Source organism: Agrococcus phoenicis, from assembly GCF_047302415.1.
GTDB lineage: Bacteria > Actinomycetota > Actinomycetes > Actinomycetales > Microbacteriaceae > Agrococcus.
The window spans coordinates 500,127-519,911 of the sequence record NZ_CP154854.1 but is presented as its reverse complement, the minus strand read 5'-3'; the positions used below and the strand labels follow the sequence as shown (position 1 = coordinate 519,911).

Sequence of the window (19,785 nt, the reverse complement as noted above, 5' to 3'; positions counted from 1 at the left end):
GATCAGCCCGCGAGCGTCCACTCCCACGTGTTCCAGATGGCGCCCGTCTGGCCGCCGTTGTAGACGACACCGTCGACGCCGCCGTTGGTCGCGACCAGACCAGGGGTCTGGAAGAGCGGCAGGCCGTAGAAGTCGTCGCGCGACAGGCGGTCGATCTCGATCTGGATCTCCGTCAGGCGCTCCTCGTCACCGATGGTGACCTGCGACTCGTCGGCGAGAGCGTCGACCTCGGCGTTCGAGTAGCCGTTGTAGTTGCCACCGCCGCCGGTCTTCCAGATCTGCGGCAGGCTCGCGTAGCCGACGCCCGGCGAGACCCAACCGAAGATCGACGCGTCGTAGTCGCCGCTGCCGAGCAGGCTCGACCAGTCGGGCGATCCGGCGTCGACCACGTTGAAGCCGGCCTCCGAAGCGCTCGCCTGGATGAGCTGGAAGGAGTCGACGCGGTTCGGGTTCTCCGTGTTGTAGAGGATGCTGACCGTCGGCGTGGCACCGGCGAGCAGCTCGCGAGCGCCCTCGATGTCGGGCTCAGCGAAGTCGCTGTAGCCGTTCTCCGCGATGGCGTCCTGGTACTGCGGCTGGTTCGTGACGAACTGCTGCGAGTTCAGGACCTCGGCGCCCTCCTGGATCGGCGTGATGATCGAGTCCAGGATCTGCTGGCGCGGGATGGTCATGAGGAACGCCTCGCGCACGGTCGGGTCGGAGAAGACCTCCGAGTCCATCGTGAGGTCGAGGTGGTCGTACGCCAGCTGCGAGCCCTGGATGAGCGTGCCGCCGAAGGCCTCGATCGAGGAGATCGTGTCGGCCGACGGCTGCGGCTCGATGACCTGCACCTCGCCGTTCTGGAGTGCCGTGATCTGCGCGTTCGGGTCACCGATGAAGCGGATGATCAGCTCGTCGAACGACGGCTGCATCTCGCCGCGCCACTCGGGGTTCGGCTCGAAGGAGATGAAGCCACCGTCGTCAGCCTGGAAGTCCTTCGGGATCCACATGCCGGCGCCGACGAGGAGGCCCTCGTCCTCAGGCATCGCGGTGATGTTGTAGCCCGTGTTCCACAGCTCGGCCATGGCCTGCAGCTGCTCGTTCGGCTCCGCGGGCGACTCGGGGTCGCCCTGCGGGGTCTCCTCGAGGAACGTCGCGAGCTCCTCGACCGAGCCGAAGCCAGCGGCCTCGGCGAAGACGTGCGCCGGCTTGTTGATGAGGTTGACCAGGTTCCAGTCGACGTACGGAGCGCCGTAGTTCAGCGTCAGCGTGCCCGCCTCCGCGTCGATCTCGGGGAACTCGGTGGTGTCGAGACCAGCCGTCGAACCGGCGAGCTGGAAGTAGACGTTGCCCTCGGTGACCTCACCGGTCGCCTCGTCGTAGGTGGCGTCGTCGTAGTAGCCCGAGCCGATCGCCCACGAGAGCAGGAGGTCGGTCGTGGTCATCGGCGTGCCGTCCGACCAGACAGCCTCGGGGTCGAGGGTGTAGCGCACCACGAGCGGCTCGTCGCTGACGAGCTCCATCGTGCCGTTGGTCTCGTCGGGGACGATGTTGAACTCCGGGTCGACGTACGCGAACGAACCCGGGCCCGTGCCGGCACCCATGAGGTAGTCGACCATGCCGTTCGTGTTCAGGTTCGTGTCGGGCGTGCCCGAGTTCAGCGCGGTCGCAGCGTTGGTCTGCGCGACGCTGATCGTGCCGCCCGCGGGAGCGGCCGAACCGGTGTCGCCGGACTCCGCCGGCTCCGGGGTGGTCGTGGTGCAGCCTGCGAGCGCGACCATAGCGGCGGTGCCGATGGCCAGCCCGGCGAGCGCGCGACCGCGACGCCTGTTGAGAATTGTCACTGGTTTCCTCCTGTGCAAGGTGAGCGAGCGGCTTCTTGAGCCGCAGTGCTCTGAGATAGTCGTCAGTCTAAGCACGGGGCTTCGAGCGATCAGGGCAGTTCTCCCGATCGTTACCAAGTTGGTGCTTGCGCGATCCGATGCCCGGAGCCCGTAGCGTGGGAGCGTGCACGACGCCCCCAGCCGCCGCCGCCTCGCGTCGGAGATCGCCATCGTGCTGCTGCTCTCGCTCGGCGCGAGCGCCCTGTGGTCCGTGCTGCAGTTCGCGGACGTCTCGACGCGCGAGGCGCCCATCGGCGAGCAGCAGGTGGCGCTGAACCCCAGCCGATCCGATCGCGCCTGGCTCGACCTCGCCTACCAGCTGACCGGGATCCTGCTCGACCTCGTGCCCGTCGCGCTGGTCATCTGGCTGCTCTGGCGCGCGCGGAGGCCCCACCTGGGCGCGCTCGGCATCGACGCCGCCCGCCCGTGGCGCGACACCGGATCCGGCGCCGCGCTCGTGCTGATCATCGGGATCCCGGGGCTCGCGCTCTACCTCGCCGGTCGGGCGATGGGGCTGACGGTCGACGTCGTGCCGTCGCCGCTCGACGCGCACTGGTTCACGGTGCCGCTGCTGCTGCTCTCGGCGCTGCGAGCGGGGCTCACCGAGGAGGTGATCGTGATCGGCTACCTCTTCGAGCGACTGCGCCGCATCGGCTGGAGCCCCTGGGCGATCATCGTCTCCGCGGCGCTGCTGCGCGGCGTCTACCACCTCTACCAGGGCGTGCCCGCGATGCTCGGCAACATCGCCATGGGGCTGCTGTTCGGCTGGCTCTACCAGCGCACCGGCAGGCTCGTGCCGCTCATCGTCGCGCACACGCTCATCGACGTCGCCGTCTTCGTGGGCTACCCGTGGGCGTACGCGACGTTCCCGGCGCTGTTCGGCGGGTGATCTCGTGACGCGCGCGACCGCGTCGCGCGCTCCTCGACCAGCGGGTGGAGGTGCGGCGCGGGGTCACGGGGCCGGAGCGGTGGCGGTCTCGACCGACCACTCCCAGGCGTTCCACGTGAGGGATGCGCTGTGCGGCCTGGGCGCGACGCCCTGCACCTCGGCGGCCGAGATGGTGGTCGGCGAGCGCTCGAAGATGGGCAGCACGAGCGCATCGGCGACCAGGGAGGTCTCCAGCTCGAGCAGGGTCTCCTCGAGCGCATCCCGATCCGCGGTGGCGAGCGCTTCGTCGAGCAGGGCGTCGCGCTCCGCGCTTGACGCCGCCGTGATGCCGCCGTCGCGCCAGCGCTCGTCGATCTCGCTCACGCCCTCCGGCACGGCGACCTGTCGCAGCACCGCGTTCCAGTCGTCGGCCGCGAGCCCCGCGCGCAGGTCGTCGACGCCGCAGTTGCGCACCGCCCACCCGGCCTCGGCGGCCTGCTCGCGCATCGCCTCGACGTAGGCGGTCGAGAAGCCCGATGCGCGGTCGTGGAGCACGCACAGCTCCGTGCCGGCGGGGATCGCCATCGAATCCCGCAGCAGGGCAGCGTCCTCGGCATCCGCACCGCCGAAGGCCTCCCCGAAGCCCGCGTCCTCGAGCGCGTACTCGTAGATGCGCGTGCCGGAGCGGAACAGGATCGAATCGGTGTCCGTGGCATCCTGCGCCTGCTCCCCCAGCACGGCCTCGGTCGCGCGGCGCTGATCGAAGGAGCGGAGGAACGAGGTGCGGGCCTCGACCGACTGCAGCGGGGCGCGATCGGCGCGCAGCACGAGCTCCCAGCGCGTGCCGTCGCCGTCGAGCAGGAGCGTGGCGTCATCGCGCTCGAGATCGCGGATCACGGAGCGGCTCTCCTGCGTCGGCTCGACCGTGGCGACATCGATCTCGCCCGCGGCGAGCGCCTGGAGCGCTGCGTCGTCGTCGGTGACGGGCCGCAGCGCGAGCCGCTCGATCGCCGCGCTCTGCGCCCCGACGTAGGAGGAGTTCGCCAGCAGGTCGACGCGACCGTTCTGGATCGCGTCGACGCGGAAGGCACCGCTCGAGACGAGCAGATCGGGAGCGGGCGCGAGCGGATCGATGGTGAACTCGCTGCTCCACGCCGCCGAGAGCCGGTGCAGCACGAGCGGATCGACGCGGTCGATGGCCTCGAGCACCGCCTGCTTCGCCTCCATCGGGTCGTCGATGCCGAGCACCCGTTGCGCGAGCACGTGCGCAGGCACCGCGATCGGCAGCGCCTGCTGCCAGTCGGGGATCGGCTGCGAGAGCTCGACGTCGATGGAGCGCTGCCAGTCATCCCTCGTGGCGCCGGTGGAGTGCACGAGGCCGCCCGACTCCGCGACGTCGAACCACACGGCATCCTCGGGGAGGTCGAGCGCCCCGTCCGTGCCGCGCAGCGCTGCCACGTCGAGGTCCGGCGTCGAGAGGGCGTTGGAGGTCGCAGCCCACGCCAGCATGAGGTCTGCCGCGTCGACCGGGACGCCGTCGGACCAGCGCACGCCGTCGGCGAGGTCGTAGCGCACGGTGAACGGGGACTCGCTCGCGATCGTGACCGTGCCGAAGCTCGGATCCTCGCGCAGCTCGCCGTCGTCGCCGAGCGTGGTGAACGCACCCCGGGTGAGGGCCGCGAGATCGCGGTTGCCCGGGGTCGCGCCCGTGGTGCTCTCGGCGTTCACGGAGGTCAGCTCGCCCTCCCACGCCACGTCGACGCTCGTGCCGGGCACCACGCGCGGCGGGTACGAGGGGCCGCCGCACGCGCTCAGCGCGAGCGCCGCGATGGCGGCGGTGGCGATCGCGGCGGCGCGGGGCCCCGCGGGGCGCGCGGCAGCACCGCGCGCCCGGGAGCCCGCGCCCCCCGAGGGGCGAGCGACAGACGATGGCATCAGGCGAAGGCCTCCACGGGCGGGCAGCTGCAGACGATGTTGCGGTCGCCGTAGGCCTGGTCGATGCGCGCGACCGGCGGCCAGTACTTCGCCCGCTCGACGCCCGGCACCGGGAAGACCGCCTGCTCGCGCGAGTACGGCCGGCTCCACTCCCCGTGCACGATCGAGCCCGCCGTATGCGGAGCACGGCGCAGCGCGCTCTCCTCGAGCGGCACCTCGCCCCGACCGATCGCGTCGGCCTCGGCCTTGATCGCGATCATCGCGTCCACGAACCGGTCGATCTCGGCGAGGTCCTCCGACTCGGTGGGCTCGACCATCAGGGTGCCCGCCACCGGGAACGACATGGTCGGCGCGTGGAAGCCGTAGTCCACCAGGCGCTTCGCGACGTCGTCGTTCGAGACGCCCGTCGCCTCCTTCAGCGGTCGCAGGTCGAGGATGCACTCGTGGGCGACGAGGTCGTGGTCGCCCGTGTAGAGCACCGGGAAGTGATCGCGCAGTCGAGCCGCGACGTAGTTCGCCGCGAGCACCGCGCTCGCCGTCGCCTTGGTGAGTCCCTCCAGGCCCATCATGCGCACGTAGGCCCACGAGATCGGCAGGATCGACGCCGAGCCCCAGGGCGCGGCCGACAGCGGGTTCGCGCCGAGCGTGAGCCCGTCGACGACCTGCGGCTCCTCGCGCGGGTCGCGGGGCAGGAAGGGCGCCAGGTGCGCCTTCGCCGCGACCGGACCGACGCCAGGGCCTCCGCCGCCGTGCGGGATGCAGAAGGTCTTGTGCAGGTTCAGGTGCGAGACGTCGCCGCCCATGTCGCCGAACGTCGCGTGGCCGAGCAGCGCGTTGAGGTTGGCGCCGTCGATGTAGACCTGGCCGCCCGCCTCGTGCACGAGCTCGCACACGCGCCGCACCTCCGCCTCGTAGACGCCGTGCGTCGAGGGGTAGGTGATCATGAGGCCCGCGAGGTCGTCGGCGTGCGCCGCGATCTTCGCCTCGAGATCGGCCAGGTCGACGTCGCCGTTCTCGCTCGTCGCCACCACGACCACGCGACACCCGGCGAGCACCGCGCTCGCCGCGTTCGTGCCGTGCGCGGATGCGGGGATCAGCACGACGTCGCGGTGCTCCTCGCCGCGCGAGCGGTGGTAGCCGCGGATCGCCATGAGGCCCGCGAGCTCGCCCTGCGCGCCGGCGTTCGGCTGCAGCGACACCGTGTCGTACCCGGTGATGCCCGCCAGCCACCCGCTCAGCTGGTCGACGAGCGCGAGCGTGCCCTCGGCATCCTCGATCGGCGCGTAGGGGTGCAGCTGCGAGAACTCCGGCCACGTGATGGCCTCCATCTCGGCAGCGGCGTTCAGCTTCATCGTGCAGGAGCCGAGCGGGATCATGCCGCGATCGAGCGCGTAGTCGCGATCCGACAGCCGCTTGGCGTAGCGCATCAGCTGCGTCTCCGACCGGTGCGCCGCGAAGACCTCATGGGTCATGAACTCGGTCGTGCGCGCGAGCGAGGAGGGGATGGCGTGCGCGCCCTCCCCCGCCTCGGCGAAGCCGAGCGCCTCGAGCAGCGTCGCGAGCGGCACACCGGTGCCGACTTCTGCCCACGTCTCGTCGAAGGCGACGTGCAGGGTGTCGTCGTCGACGGCGTGCACGAGGATGCCGGCGTCGGCGGCGCGGGACCGGAGCTCGGTCGCACGACCGGGCACGCGGATCCGCACCGTGTCGAAGAACGACTCGTGCACGAGCTCGTGACCGGCCTCGCGCGCCGCAGCGGCGAAGCGCGTCGCGACGGCGTGCACGCTCTCCGCGATCGCGAGGATCCCCGCGGGCCCGTGGTAGACGCCGTAGAACGAGGCCATCACGGCCAGCAGCACCTGCGCGGTGCAGATGTTGCTGGTCGCCTTCTCGCGCCGGATGTGCTGCTCCCGCGTCTGCAGGGTCAGGCGGTAGGAGGGGTAGCCGTCGGCATCCTGCGACACCCCCACGAGGCGGCCCGGCATCTGCCGGGTGAGGCGCTGCGCGACCGCCATGAAGCCCGCGTGCGGGCCGCCGAAGCCCATCGGCACGCCGAAGCGCTGCGACGAGCCGACGGCGATCTGCGCGCCCTGCCTGCCCGGCGCCTCGATGAGGGCGAGCGAGAGCAGGTCGGCGGCGGCGACCGGCACGCCGCCCATCTCGGCCGAGGCCGTGAAGATGCCGCGCGCATCCCAGACGAGGCCGGATGCACCGGGCAGCTGCGCGATGACGCCGAAGGAGTCGGGCAGGTCGGCCGGGGCCGTCTGCGCGAGCGGCAGCTCGACGAGCTCGATGCCCGTGGCGTGCGCGCGATGGCGCAGGAGCGCCTTCGACTGCGGCAGCAGGTCGGCGTCGACGACGAAGACCGAGGAGGCCGACTTCGAGGCGCGGCGCGCGAGCAGCATCGCCTCGACGACCGCCGTGCCCTCGTCGAGCATCGACGCGTTCGCGATGTCGAGGCCCGCGAGGTCGGCGACCATGGTCTGGAAGTTGATGAGCGCCTCGAGCCGGCCCTGGCTGATCTCGGGCTGGTAGGGCGTGTAGGCGGTGTACCACGAGGGGTTCTCGAGGATCAGCCGCTTGATCGGCGCCGGGGTCACGGTGCCGTGGTAGCCGAGCCCGATCGCGCTGTGGCGCACCCGGTTGCGGCCGGCGAGGGCGCGCAGCTCGGCGAGCGCCGCGGTCTCGGAGGCAGCCTCGCCGATGTCGGCGCCGGCGCTGCGGATGCCAGCGGGCACCGCGGCATCCATGAGCGCCTCGAGCGAGTCGAAGCCCACCGCTTCGAGCATGATCTGCTGCGCCGCCGCATCCGTGCCGATGTGGCGGTCGACGAACGGACGCATCAGGCGGTGAGCTCGCGGTAGGCGGCCTCGTCGAGCAGCTCGGGCTCCTCGGTGAAGCGCAGCCTCACGAGCCACCCCTCGGCCTCGGCGCCGGAGTTCACGAGCGTCGGGTCGCCCGCGACCTCGTCGTTGACCTCGACGACCTCGCCCGCGGCGGGGGCGATGAGCTCTCCCACCGACTTGGTCGACTCGATCTCGCCGATGGACTCGCCCGCGGCGAAGCTGCGACCGACGCCCGGCAGGTCGACGAACACGACGTCGCCGAGCTGCGCCTGCGCGAAGTCGGTGATGCCGACGGTGGCGAGGTCGCCCTCGACGCGGATCCACTCGTGGTCCTTGGTGTACTTCGTCTCGCTCATGCTCAGGCCTCTCGCTTGGTGAACGGCAGCTGGGTGATGACGACCGGCAGCCGGGTGCCGCGGACGTCGACGGACAGGGAGTCGGAGGTCGCCGAGCCGGGCTCGACGAGGGCCATCGCGATGGGATGGCCGAGCGTGGGCGACAGCGCGCCGCTCGTCACGGCCCCGACGACGCGGTCGCCGTCGAGCACCGGATAGCCCGAGCGGGGTGCACGGCGGCCCTCGGCGCTGAGGCCGATCAGCACCGGAGCGTCGGCTGCAGGGCCGGCCTCGATCGCGGCGCGGCCGACGAAGTCGCCCTTGGTCTTCAGCGCGACGACGCGCCCGAGGCCGACCTGCGCCGGCAGCACGTCGAGCGAGAGCTCGTTGCCGTACAGCGGCATGCCCGCCTCGAGCCGCAGCGTGTCGCGCGCGGCGAGGCCGCAGAGGGCCAGGTCGTGCTCCTCTCCGGCGAGCAGGATCGCGCGCCAGAGGTCCTCTGCCGCGTGCGCGGCGACGTAGAGCTCGAACCCGTCCTCACCGGTGTAGCCGGTGCGGGCGATCAGCACGTCCTCGCCCTCGAAGACGCCGGGCAGGGTGCGGTAGTAGCGCAGCCCCTCGAGCGGCTCGGACTCCAGCCCCAGGCGCTCGACGATGGCGAGCGAGGCCGGTCCCTGCACCGCGATGAGCGCGGTCTGCTCGGTCTCGTCGGCGATCCGGACGTCGAAGCCCGCCGCGCGCGCGGTGAGCGCGTCGAGGACCGCCCGACGGTTGGAGGCGTTCGCGACGACCAGGAACTCGGTGTCGCCGGTGCGGTAGACGATCAGGTCGTCGACGATGCCGCCGTGCTCGGCGAGCAGCAGCGAGTACTTCGCCTGCCACGGCTCGAGCGCCGAGAGTCGGCCCGCCAGCGCGTGGTCGAGCAGCGCGGCGGCATCCGGGCCGCTCACCCGCAGCTCCGCCATGTGGCTGAGGTCGAACAGGCCCGCTCGCTCGCGCACGGCCTGGTGCTCTGCGAGGTCGGAGCCGTAGCGCACCGGCATCTGCCAGCCGGCGAAGTCGATCAGCTGCGCGCCGGCCGCCTCGTGGATCGCGAGCAGCGGCGTGCGGGGGCCGGCAGCGGCGCTGGCCGCGCCATCGGCGCCCGCGCGGTCGGTGCCTGTGGGTTCGGTGCCTGTCATGAGAGTCCTCCATCGCTCGGACTCCCCCACAGTCGCCGATCGTTCCCGATCTGCTCCAGTGCGGCCTTCCCGAGCGGTTCTAGAACCTGAGAGTTTGGCGGGGAGGCTTGCTCCTTCGGTGCTCCCGAAGGAGCTCTCCCGCGCGGGCGTGCAGCGGCCGGCTGTGTGTGCTGCAGCGATCCTACCCGTTCTCGTCGCGCCCGGCGGGATCGTCGTCGCCGTTCGGCGAGCGATCGTCGACGACGACGATGTCGGAGCGGAACTGACCGGTGCGGTACGCCGCCTTCCCCATCATCTGCGTCGCGACGGGGGCGGTGACGAGCTGCATGCCGCCGGCCAGGATCAGCAGCGTCGTGGCACCGGGATCGCGCAGCACGAGCGCGAGGCCGGCGCACAGCAGCAGGAAGCCGAGCGACTGCGGCTTCGAGGCGGCGTGCATCCGGTTGAGCACATCGGGGAGCCGCACGAGGCCGACCGCTGCCGTGAGGGTGAAGAACGCGCCGATTAGGATCAGCACCGCTCCGGCGACGTCGAGCGCACCTTCGAGCGTCACGGGGTCTCCTTCCCCTCGGGCGAGGCATCCGGCACCTGGCCGGCATCCTCCTGGGAGCGGTCGCCCAGGGGCCCGGATGCCTCGCCCTCGGCGGGCGCGTCGCCCTCGGTCGCGTCGGGTGCGGGGCCCTTGGCGTCGGGGCCGGTGCCGACGACGCTCCCGCGGCCGGCGACGAACCGCGCCATCGAGACGGTGCCCGCGAAGGCGAGCAGCGAGAGCACCAGGATGACGGGCAGGGTGAAGCGCTGGTGGTTGATGGCGGCCTCGACGGCCAGCGAGCCCGCGACGGTCGTGATGAGCACGTCCGTCGCGACCACCCGGTCGGCCGGGCCCGGCCCGCGCACGATGCGCACGAGCGTCAGCGCCGCAGCGATCACCAGCATGACGCCGGCGATGATCAGGACGACATCCATCAGTCCTCCTCCAGCAGCGCTCGGTCGGCCGCCGTGCCGAAGGCCCGCAGAGCGGTCGCCTCGGCCTCGAGCACCTTGGCGCGCGCCTTCTCGACGCGAGCGGGCGTCGAGGCGTCGAACACGTGCACCAGCAGCCAGCGATCCCCCGCGTCCATCGCGACCGAGCCGGGCACCAGGGTCGTCAGCTCGGCGGTGATGGCGGTGATGAACATGGAGTCGCTGCGCAGCCGCACGCGGATGATGGCGTTCTGCGTCGGCCGCCAGAACGCGAGCACCTTGAGCGCGACCTCGAAGCTCGCGATCACCAGCCCCCACAGGGTGACGGCGACGAGCCGCAGGAAGCCGAGCGGCCGGAAGAACTGCAGCTCGGGCACGTCGGGCAGCGGGAAGAGCGCCTGGATCAGCAGCGCGATGATGACGCCCCAGAGCGCTGCGCCGAGCGTGAGCTCGCCCCACAGCATCATCCAGACGAGGGCGAGGCCCACGGTGGTGACGATCGAGAACCGGTAGCGGAGCTTGGGGCGCTTCACGGGATCGCCTCCTCGACCGCGACCTGGTAGGCACCGCCACGGATGTCGACCGCTGCGCGGTACGCGAAGTCGGTGAGCGGACCGGCGATCACCGTCAGCGCGAGCGTGATGACGACGAGCGTGGATGCGGCGACGACCCAGATGCGCGGCAGCACGCGGAGCGAGTGCACGCGGTCGTCGTCCTCGCCGCGATCCTGCCAGAACGCGCGCTGCCAGACGCGGATGACCGCGATCAGGGTCAGGATGCTCGTCGCGACCCCGGCGATGACCGCGACCAGCGCGAGCGGGGTGTCGAGCGCGAGCGCCGCATCCATGAGCGCGACCTTGCCGAGGAAGCCGGACAGCGGCGGGATCCCGCCCAGGTTCAACGCAGGCACGAGGTAGAGCACCGCCAGCAGCGGCACGGACGCGAGGCCGCCGAGGCGCGCGAGGCTCGTCGAGCCGCCGACCCGCTCGATGAGTCCCACGACGATGAACAGCGTCGTCTGCACGAGGATGTGGTGGACGATGTAGAAGATCGAGGCTCCGAGCCCCAGCTCCGTGCCGAGCGCGATGCCGAGCAGCATGTAGCCGATGTGGCTCACGAGCGTGAACGACAGCAGTCGCTTGATCTCGCCCTGGGCCAGGGCGCCGAGGATGCCGAACAGCATCGTCAGGATCGCCACCACCAGCAGCAGGTCGGTCAGCGGGCTCTCGGGGAACAGCAGCGTCTGCAGGCGCACGATGGCGAAGACGCCGACCTTCGTCAGCAGGCCGGCGAACACCGCCGTCACGCTCGCGGGTGCCGTCGGATAGGAGTCCGGGAGCCATGCCTGCAGCGGGAAGATGGCGGCCTTGATGCCGAAGACCACGAGCAGCAGCAGCTGGATGGTGAGCTGCAGGCCCGGGTCCAGCGCCGCGAGCCGCTCCGGCAGCTGCGCGAAGCTGACGGTGCCGGTCGCGCCGTAGACCAGCGAGATCGCCAGCAGGAACAGCAGCGACGAGACGACGCTGACCACGACGTACGTCGAGCCCGCGCGCACGCGCTCTCGCGTCGCGCCGAGCATGATCAGCACGTAGGACGAGAACAGCAGCATCTCGAAGCCCACGAACAGGTTGAAGAGATCCCCTGCGAGGAAGGCGTTCGACACCCCCGCCGTCAGCACCAGGAAGGTCGGGTGGAAGACCGAGACGGGCGCGCCGTCAGCGCTGTCGGCGATGTCGCGGCGGGAGGGGAAGATCACGACGATCGCGACCACGATGCTCGAGACGAGCAGCATGAGCGACGACAGGCGGTCGGCGACCAGCACGATGCCCAGCCCATCCGGCCACGCCCCGACCCACAGCACGATCGGACCCTGCGCATCCGCCGCCATGCACAGGACGAGCGAGACCACCGCGACCACGGCGAGGGTCGTCGCCGAGACCACCCGCTGCATGGCCGGATGCCGGGCGAGGATGAGCGTGATGCCGGCCGCCAGGAGCGGCAGCAGCACCGGGATGGGGACGAGGTTCGCGAGATCCATCAGCGCACCCGCCGATCGCCCGAGCGGCCGCCCGACTCGGAGTCGGAGTCGTCGTTCGGGTCGGCAGACGTGTCGACGTACGCCTCGCTCGAGAGGTCGGCCTCGGCTCGACGGCGCACGATGGCGTCCTCGACGTCGTCGGCGACCTCGTCATGGCCCTCGAGCTGGAACGAGCGGTACGACATCGCGAGCAGCAGCGCAGCGGTCGCGAGCGAGATGACGATGGCGGTGAGCACCATCGCCTGCGGGAGCGGATCGCCGATCAGCTCGGGATCCTCCCCCACGATGGGCGCGAGCCCCGCCGGACCGGAGGCGACGAGGAAGAGCAGGTTGATGCCGTTGCCGGCGAGCATCACGCCGGCGAGGATGCGCATGAGGCTGCGCTCCAGCAGCAGGTACACGCCCGCGGCGATCAGCACGCCGCCGGCGATCGCGAGGATCAGGGTCGGGGTCATCCGCGGGCCCCCTCTGCCGGCAGCGAGCGGTCGGAGCGCCACTGCGGGCGCGGTGCGAGGTTCTGCTCGCCGTGCAGGTCGACGCCCGCGCCGAGCGAGCGAACGAAGTCGAGCATGGCGCCGATGATGATGAGCCACACGCCGACGTCGAAGAAGACCGTCGTGACGAGCTTCTGCTCGCCCAGCAGCGGCAGCACGGCCTCCAGGGCGTACGACTCGCCGATGCGACCGCCGATGAAGACCGGCCACACCACGCTCAGCACCACGACGGCCATGCCGCCGCCGAGCAGCTTGCCCGCGTCGAAGGGCACGGCCTCGAGCAGCTCGTCGCGGCCGCCCGCGAGGTAGCGCACCGCGAGCGCGACGCCCGCGACGAGCCCGCCGGCGAAGCCGCCGCCCGGCTCGTTGTGGCCGACCGCGAGCAGGTAGATCGATACCAGCATCATGATCGGGAACAGCAGGCGCGTCATCATCTCGAGCACGGGCGACGAGCGCTGCTCGTCGGCGAACGCGCCGCGCAGCCAGGTGCGGCGGCCCACCGCGCTCTGGCGCTGGCGCAGCACGCCGGTGCCGGAGACGGGACGGCGCACGAAGATCAGGCTCGCGACGCCCGTGGCCGCGGCGAGCACGACCGCGACCTCGCCCAGGGTGTCCCAGGCGCGGATGTCGACGAGCGTGACGTTGACGATGTTCTCGCCGTGGCCGAACTCGTACGCCCACTCGTAGAAGCCGAGCGAGATCGGCTCGCCCGTGCGCGACTGCAGCGCGGCGAGCGAGCCCAGCGCCGCGAAGGTGCCGACCGCGATGCCGAGCGACGCGCGCAGGTAGCGCGCGGCCCGCAGCGGGCGGTTCGTGAAGTACTTGGGCAGGCGTCGCAGCACCAGCACGAGGATCACCAGGAAGACGGTCTCGGTGAGCGCCTGCGTGAGCGCGAGGTCGGGTGCGCCGTGCAGCAGGAACAGCAGCGCGACGCCGTAGCCGGCGACCGACAGCAGCATGAACGCCTTCAAGCGGCCGCGCGTCGTGGTCGTGTAGACCGCGGCGATGCTGACGATCACGGCCGTGGCGATCTGACCGGCGGAGTCGTAGAGGCGCAGGTCGCTCGTCAGCGCCCCGGAGAGCAGCAGCGCGATGCCGGGGAACGCCACGACCACCAGCAGGATCGTGGTGAGGTGCATCGGCAGCGAACCGGTCTGGAGGCGCCCGGTCACCTCGACGGCCAGGCGATCCAGGCCGCGCATGCCCGCGTGGTAGGCCCGCTCGAGCGGGTCCTGGCCGTGCGGTGCGCGACGGCGGCCGCCGAAGCGGCGGTGCACGACCCATCCGATGAGCCAGGCGGCGGCCGACGCGACGAGCGCGGGGGTGATGCCGTGCCAGAGGGCGAGGTGCGGCGGCGCCTCGCCTGCGGGCACCGCGGTCGCCTGCGGGGCGAGCAGCGCGGTGAGGAGCTCGCCGCTGAAGCCGCCGACCAGCCCCATCGCCGCGAGCGCGACCGGCGCGACGATCAGCCAGCGCGAGCGCCGCTGCGGCTCGGTGCGCACGGGGCCGAAGAAGGTGCCGACCACCAGGCGCAGCGAGTACGCCACCGTGAGCGCCGCACCCACGGCGATGCCGATGAACGCGATCCAGCCGATGGCGGTCACCTCGCCGTCGACCGGCCCGAGCGCGGCGTCGAGCGCCGCCTCCTTGCCGAGGAAGCCGAGCGCCGGCGGGATGCCGGCCATCGACGCCGCGGACAGGATCGCTGCGGTCGCGACCCACGGCATCCGACGGGCCAGGCCGCCGAGCTCGCGCAGGTCGCGCGTGCCGGTCGACTTGTCGACGATGCCGACCACCATGAACAGCGCCGCCTTGAAGACCGCGTGCGCGGCGAGCAGCGCGAGGCCCGACTGCATCGCGGCCTGGGTGCCGATGCCGAGCACCGTCACCAGCAGGCCGAGCTGGCTCACCGTGCCGTGGGCGAGCAGCACCTTGATGTCGAGCTGGCGCATGGCGCGCAGCGCGCCGAGCAGCATCGTCACGATGCCGAGGGTGACGAGGCTCCACCGCCACCAGGGCAGCTCGACGAAGGCGGGGCTGAGCGCCGCGATCAGGAAGATGCCTGCCTTGACCATCGCTGCCGCGTGCAGGAAGGCGGAGACGGGGGTCGGCGCTGCCATCGCGCCCGGCAGCCAGTACTGGAAGGGCACGATGGCCGACTTCGAGAGCGCTCCGACGACCATGAGCGCGGCCGCCCAGGCCGCTGCCGCCGTCTCCGGCGGCGCCGCCAGCATCGCCGCGAGGGAGAAGGAGCCCGTCTCCGCCTCGAGCAGCATGATGCCGACGAGCATCGTCAGACCGCCGGCGGTGGTGACGATCAGCGCGGTCTGCGCCGCCCTGCGATTGCTCGCCGACCGGTGGTTGAGGCCGACGAGCAGATAGCTGAAGACGGTCGTGAGCTCCCACCCGATCATCAGCACGATCAGGTCGTCGGAGAGGACGAGCAGCAGCATCGACGCCGCGAACCCGGTGAGGAGGCCGACGGTGCGGTTGGCGAGCTTCTTCGACTCGAAGTACCACGCGCAGTAGATGAAGATCAGGCCGCCCACGCCGAGCACGACCATCGCGAGCAGCCACTGCAGGGCGCCCAGTCGCAGGTCGATCGCGATGCCGAGCGCGGGCATCCACTCGACGCGCTCCTGCAGGATGCCGCCCGCGCTGACGAAGGGCGCCTGGAGGCCGAACCAGACGGCGGCGATGATGCTGGCAGCGGCGGGCAGCAGGAAGACGAAGCGGCCCATCTGGCTGCTGAGGGCGCTCGCGACGACACCGAGAACGGCGAGTATCGTCACAGTGAGCAGCACGTGGTGCAGTCCCTCTCGAGGCGCGGGCAGGGGCTGCTCCCATCCTATCTGCGCGCGGCGTCGCCGATTGACGTCTGCGGCGCCCCCTACCGTGGTGGCATGCGGCTGCTCCACACCTCCGACTGGCACGTCGGGCGCACCTTCCACGGGGCCGACACGCTCGGGGCGCTCGCCGGCGTGCTCGGGGAGCTGGCGAGCATCGTCCGGCAGCAGCGCATCGACGTGGTGCTCGTGGCAGGCGACGTCTACGACTCGGCCATGCCCGCGGGGCGGCACGTCGAGGCCCTCACGCAGGCGCTCGCCGAGATCCGCGCCGCGGGTGCGGAGATCGTGCTCTCGAGCGGCAACCACGACTCCGCTGCGCGCCTGGGCGCGAACGCGGGCTTCGCGCGGGCCGGCGGGCTGCACCTGAGCACGCAGGCGCTGGATCCCGAGTCGTGGCGCATCGAGCTCGCCGACGCGCACGGCCCCGTGCACGTCTACGCCCTGCCGTACCTCGAGCCGGTGCTGCTGCGGGCTGCGCTCCCGGGCGCCGGCGTCGCGACGCAGGCCGACGCCGTGCGGTGGGCGATGGAGGCGGTGCGCGCGTCGCGCGCCCAGCGCCCCGGCCGCGCCGTCGTGCTCGCGCACTGCTTCGCGGCGGCCATCGGCGATGGATCGGCGGGCGCCCAGGGCGCAGCCGAGCATGGCGCAGCGGAGCAGGGCGCAGCCGAGCATGCCGCAGCGGAGCGGGCCGCGGCGCACGAGCTCGACGACGCTCCCCGAGACATCACGGCCGGCGGGCTCGACGTCGTGCCCGCGTCGGTGTTCGAAGGCGTCGACTACGTCGCCCTCGGGCACATCCACTCTCGGCAGGAGCTCACCCCCTCCGTGCGCTACTCGGGGGCGCCGCTGCACTACTCGTTCCGGGAGCGCTCCCCGGAGCGCGGCGGCTGGCTCGTCGAGCTCGACGCGGATGGGCTGGGCGCGGTCACGTGGGTGGACCTGCCGGTGCCGAGGGCGCTCACCACGATCGAGGGCGATCTCGCCGAGCTGCTCACCGATCCGCGCCTGGACGGCACGGAGGGCGACTGGCTGCGAGCGCGCCTCACCGACCGGGTGCGACCCATCGACGCGATGCGGCAGCTGCAGCGGCGCTGGCCGCACTGCGCGGAGGTCGACTGGATCGGCGGCGCGACCGCCCCGCAGGTCGAGCTCCGCGAGCGGCTCGCCCGGCGCAGCGAGGGCGAGATCGTCGACGACTTCCTCGCGCACGTGCGCAGCGGCGCCGGCGCGAGCGAGGGCGAGGCGGCGCTGGTGCGCGACGCCCTCGCGCGCGTCGCCGCCGAAGAGGCTGCCCGATGAGGCTGCTGCGCCTCGCGGGCGCGGCCTTCGGACCCTTCCGCGACGAGTTCGCCATCGACTTCGCGGCCTTCGCGGCCGACGGCGTCTACCTCATCGCCGGCCCGACCGGTGCGGGCAAGTCGACCATCCTCGATGCGGTGACGTTCGCGCTCTACGGCTCCGCGCCGCGCTACACCGGCAGGCAGCAGCATCTGCGGAGCGACCTCGCCGGGCCGGAGCAGGCCACGTGGGTCGAGCTCGACTTCGCCGTCGGCGACCGCGTGCTGCGAGTGCGGCGCGCACCGGAGTACGAGCGGGCCAAGCAGCGCGGCACGGGGACGACGAAGGAGCGCGCGGCTGCGCAGCTGCTCGAGCGGATCGACGACGGTTGGCAGGCGGTCTCGACGAACGTGGGCGACGTCGGCGTCGAGGTCGGTCGCACGCTCGGGCTGACGAAGGATGAGTTCCTGCAGGTGATCCTGCTCGCGCAGAGCGGCTTCGCGCGGTTCCTCACCGCGTCGAGCGACGAGCGCAAGCAGCTGCTGCAGCGGCTGTTCGGCACGGGCAGCATGCGGCGGGTGCGCGAGCTGCTGCTGGAGGACGCGAGGGCCGTCGAGCTCGAGCGCGGCGAGCTCGAGCGCAGCCGCGATGAGCGCGGCGACCGGGTGCGCGCCGTGCTCGAGGAGCTGCGCGCGGCTGTGCCCACGCCCGACGGTGAGGAGCCCGGCGGCTCCGAGGCTGCAGCGCCCGACGCAGCTGCCGTGGACGACGCCATGCTGGACGCGGCCGTGGCCGACCTCGACGAGCGCGTCGCCGCCGCCGAGCGCGCGGCGGCGAGCGCCAGCACGGCTGAGCGGCAGGCGCGCGCCGCCCGCGACGCCGCCCTGGCGCTGGCCGAGCGATTCGCGCGCCGCGCGGCGGCCGAGGCGGCGCTGCGCCGGCTCGAGGAGGCCGCGGGGGCGGTCGAGGCCGATCGCTCCAGGCTCGCCGACGCCGACCGCGCTGCGGAGGCCGCCGGCGTGCTCGACCGCTGGGACCGCGCCGACCGCGGTCTGGAGCGCACCGCCTCGTCGCTCTCGGCCGCGACCGACGAGCTGCGGTCGCGGGGACTCGCCGCTGCCGGATCGGGACGGGAGACCGAGCCGGTGCGAGGGACCGGGTCGGGCGCGGCGACGGGCGCGGTGCCGGATCGTTCCGCCGTCGAGGGCGCGCACGCTGCTGCCGCGGACGACCTCGCGCGCGCCGGCGTCGCGGTGCGGGTGGAGGCCGAGCTGCCGGCGCTCCAGCGCGAGGCAGCGACGACCGCCTCGGTGGCCGGCGAGGCGGATGCGGCGGTCGACGCGGCGAAGCGGGAGCGCGCCGAGGCCCCGGCCGTGCGCGACGAGATCGCGCGGGCGCGGGAGCAGGCCGCGATGACCGCCGCCGGCCTGGCGGCGGCCGAGCGCGCCGTCGAGGCGGCGCGCGAGCGACTCGCATCGCGCACCGAGGCGGATCGGCTCGCGACGCCCCTGCAGCGCTCGCGCGAAGCGGCGGCGAGCACGGCCCAGGCGCAGGCGGCAGCCGCGGCCGAGGCCCAGCGCCTGCAAGCGGCGAGGATCGCGGGCATCGCCGGCGAGCTCGCCGAGGGCCTCGCCGACGGAGAGGCGTGCCCGGTCTGCGGCGCGCTCGAGCACCCCGCGCCCCACGCCCCTGCCGCCCAGGCAGTCACCGCCGCCGACGTCAGCGAGGCGATGGACGCCGCAGCGCAGGCGGCAGACGCGGCCCGCGCCGCCGATCGCGAGCTCGGCGAGCTCGAGCGTCGGCTGGCCGCGCTCGAGGCGCGCGCCGGCACGGAGGATCGTGCGACGCTCGACGCAGCACTCGCCGACGCTGAGGCCTCGTGCGCGGCCAGCCGTGCGGCCGAGGCAGAGCGCGAGCGGCAGATCCTCCTGCTGGCCGCGCACGACGAGGAGGCGCGCGGGCGCGATGCGCGCATCCTCGAGCTCGAGCAGCGCGCTGCAGCCGCGCGCTCCGCTGCGGCGGCCGCCGCTGCTCGACTGGCCGACGCGCAGCGGCGCCTCGACGCAGAGCTCGGCGAGCACGCGGACGCGAGCGCGCTGCTGATCGATCGCACGGAGCGCGCCGGGGTGCTGCGCGCGTGGCTCGAGGCGGACGCGGAGCACGGCCGTGCCGCCGAGGAGCACCGCGAGGCACAGGCGGCGGGAGCCGCAGCGCTCGCCGAGCACGGCCTGCCGGAGCGGGCGGCGACCGCCGCGATGCGCCTGGAGCCGAGCGCGCGCACCGCGCTGCGCGAGCGCATCCGCACCCACGACGATGCCGTCGCGAGCGCGCGCGGCGTGCTCGCGCAGCCTGAGCTCGCCGAGCTGGAGGGCGAGGCGCCGACGCTCGACCCGCACGAGGCGGCGCTCGAGGCGGCCGAGGCAGCCGCCCGCGCCGCCGCCACGGCGGCGGCTGCGGCCACCACCGCCCGCGACCGCACGCTCGCCGACGTCGATGCTGCGCGGGCGGCGATCCGCGCCCTCGCCGACGGCGCTGCCGAGGCGGCGACCGTGCGGTCGCTCGCTCGCGCGCTGCACGGCGACAACGAGCTGCGGCAGGACATCGAGACCTACGTGCTCGCGACGCGACTGGGCGCCATCGTCGACGCCGCGAACCTGCGGCTCTCCGGGATGACGGCTGGGAGGTTCGCGCTGCTGCACGACGAGTCGACGGCTTACCGGCGCGCGGCCTCCGGCCTCGGCATCCAGGTGCTCGACGCGCACACGGGCGTGCCGCGCACCGCGGCGTCGCTCTCCGGCGGCGAGACCTTCCTCGCCTCGCTCGCGCTCGCGCTCGGCCTCGCCGACGTGGTGCAGGCGGAGTCGGGCGGCATCTCGCTCGAGACGCTGTTCGTGGACGAGGGGTTCGGCTCGCTGGACCAGGAGACGCTCGAGTCGGCCATGGCGACGCTGGACGAGCTGCGCGCGGGCGGGCGCAGCGTCGGCGTCATCAGCCACGTGCAGCAGATGCAGGAGCGCATCCCGGCGCGCATCCGCGTCCTGCCCGAGCCCGGGGGCGGGAGCCGCATCGTCGTCTCCTCCGGTGCGGCCCCGCTCGGCTGAGCCGCGCGCGACCGGGACGCCCCAGGAGCCCCGGG

General features: G+C 72.9%; 14 protein-coding genes and 1 riboswitch. Of the genes, 3 read left to right on the top strand and 11 right to left on the bottom strand.

The features are described 5' to 3' along the window. Window positions 1-2: 2 nt before the first annotated feature. Window positions 3-1,823 carry an ABC transporter family substrate-binding protein gene (locus AA0Z99_RS02550; RefSeq protein ID WP_413319168.1) on the bottom strand — a complete coding sequence of 607 codons (1,821 nt, stop codon included), beginning with the start codon at window positions 1,821-1,823 and terminating at the stop codon, window positions 3-5. A gap of 163 nt (window positions 1,824-1,986) precedes the next feature. Here AA0Z99_RS02550 and AA0Z99_RS02545 point away from each other — a divergent pair, with 163 nt between their 5' ends. Then, a complete protein-coding gene (locus tag AA0Z99_RS02545) occupies window positions 1,987-2,751 on the top strand; it encodes a CPBP family intramembrane glutamic endopeptidase (protein ID WP_413319167.1) in 765 nt (254 codons plus the stop codon). A 63-nt stretch (window positions 2,752-2,814) separates the two neighbouring features. Here the strand turns inward: AA0Z99_RS02545 and AA0Z99_RS02540 are convergent, their stop codons facing one another. The 10 genes from AA0Z99_RS02540 to AA0Z99_RS02495 form a co-directional block, all read right to left on the bottom strand. Continuing rightward, window positions 2,815-4,665, bottom strand: a complete 1,851-nt coding sequence (locus tag AA0Z99_RS02540; protein WP_413319165.1) for an ABC transporter substrate-binding protein — start codon at window positions 4,663-4,665, stop codon at window positions 2,815-2,817. Next, window positions 4,665-7,508: an aminomethyl-transferring glycine dehydrogenase gene (gene gcvP, locus AA0Z99_RS02535; RefSeq protein ID WP_413319163.1), complete on the bottom strand. Its 2,844-nt coding sequence runs from the start codon at window positions 7,506-7,508 to the stop codon at window positions 4,665-4,667. Before gcvP ends, AA0Z99_RS02540 begins: the two co-directional genes overlap by 1 nt. Continuing rightward, window positions 7,508-7,867, bottom strand: coding sequence for a glycine cleavage system protein GcvH (gcvH, locus tag AA0Z99_RS02530; protein ID WP_413319161.1), 360 nt, complete (start codon window positions 7,865-7,867; stop codon window positions 7,508-7,510). Before gcvH ends, gcvP begins: the two co-directional genes overlap by 1 nt. 2 nt (window positions 7,868-7,869) lie before the next feature. Then, window positions 7,870-9,027 carry a glycine cleavage system aminomethyltransferase GcvT gene (gene gcvT / locus AA0Z99_RS02525; protein WP_413319159.1) on the bottom strand — a complete coding sequence of 386 codons (1,158 nt, stop codon included), beginning with the start codon at window positions 9,025-9,027 and terminating at the stop codon, window positions 7,870-7,872. A 64-nt stretch (window positions 9,028-9,091) separates the two neighbouring features. Further along, a riboswitch (glycine riboswitch) is annotated at window positions 9,092-9,178 on the bottom strand. 30 nt (window positions 9,179-9,208) lie between these two features. Then, a complete protein-coding gene (mnhG, locus tag AA0Z99_RS02520; RefSeq protein WP_413319157.1) occupies window positions 9,209-9,580 on the bottom strand; it encodes a monovalent cation/H(+) antiporter subunit G in 372 nt (123 codons plus the stop codon). Then, complete coding sequence (locus tag AA0Z99_RS02515) at window positions 9,577-9,993, bottom strand: monovalent cation/H+ antiporter complex subunit F (RefSeq protein WP_413319155.1); 417 nt, start codon at window positions 9,991-9,993, stop codon at window positions 9,577-9,579. The genes mnhG and AA0Z99_RS02515 overlap by 4 nt, the downstream gene beginning before the upstream one ends. After that, window positions 9,993-10,523, bottom strand: coding sequence for a Na+/H+ antiporter subunit E (locus tag AA0Z99_RS02510; protein WP_413319153.1), 531 nt, complete (start codon window positions 10,521-10,523; stop codon window positions 9,993-9,995). The genes AA0Z99_RS02515 and AA0Z99_RS02510 overlap by 1 nt, the downstream gene beginning before the upstream one ends. Continuing rightward, entirely contained in the window at window positions 10,520-12,028 is a 1,509-nt protein-coding gene (locus tag AA0Z99_RS02505) for a Na+/H+ antiporter subunit D (protein ID WP_413319151.1), read from the bottom strand. The genes AA0Z99_RS02510 and AA0Z99_RS02505 overlap by 4 nt, the downstream gene beginning before the upstream one ends. Then, window positions 12,028-12,483 carry a Na(+)/H(+) antiporter subunit C gene (locus AA0Z99_RS02500; RefSeq protein WP_413319149.1) on the bottom strand — a complete coding sequence of 152 codons (456 nt, stop codon included), beginning with the start codon at window positions 12,481-12,483 and terminating at the stop codon, window positions 12,028-12,030. Before AA0Z99_RS02500 ends, AA0Z99_RS02505 begins: the two co-directional genes overlap by 1 nt. Beyond that, window positions 12,480-15,326 carry a Na+/H+ antiporter subunit A gene (locus AA0Z99_RS02495; RefSeq protein WP_413319147.1) on the bottom strand — a complete coding sequence of 949 codons (2,847 nt, stop codon included), beginning with the start codon at window positions 15,324-15,326 and terminating at the stop codon, window positions 12,480-12,482. The genes AA0Z99_RS02500 and AA0Z99_RS02495 overlap by 4 nt, the downstream gene beginning before the upstream one ends. A 99-nt stretch (window positions 15,327-15,425) precedes the next feature. Here AA0Z99_RS02495 and AA0Z99_RS02490 point away from each other — a divergent pair, with 99 nt between their 5' ends. Together AA0Z99_RS02490 and AA0Z99_RS02485 are read left to right on the top strand one after the other, a co-directional pair. Further along, window positions 15,426-16,670, top strand: coding sequence for an exonuclease SbcCD subunit D (locus AA0Z99_RS02490; protein WP_413319145.1), 1,245 nt, complete (start codon window positions 15,426-15,428; stop codon window positions 16,668-16,670). Further along, entirely contained in the window at window positions 16,667-19,750 is a 3,084-nt protein-coding gene (locus tag AA0Z99_RS02485; protein WP_413319143.1) for an AAA family ATPase, read from the top strand. The genes AA0Z99_RS02490 and AA0Z99_RS02485 overlap by 4 nt, the downstream gene beginning before the upstream one ends. Window positions 19,751-19,785: the final 35 nt, after the last annotated feature.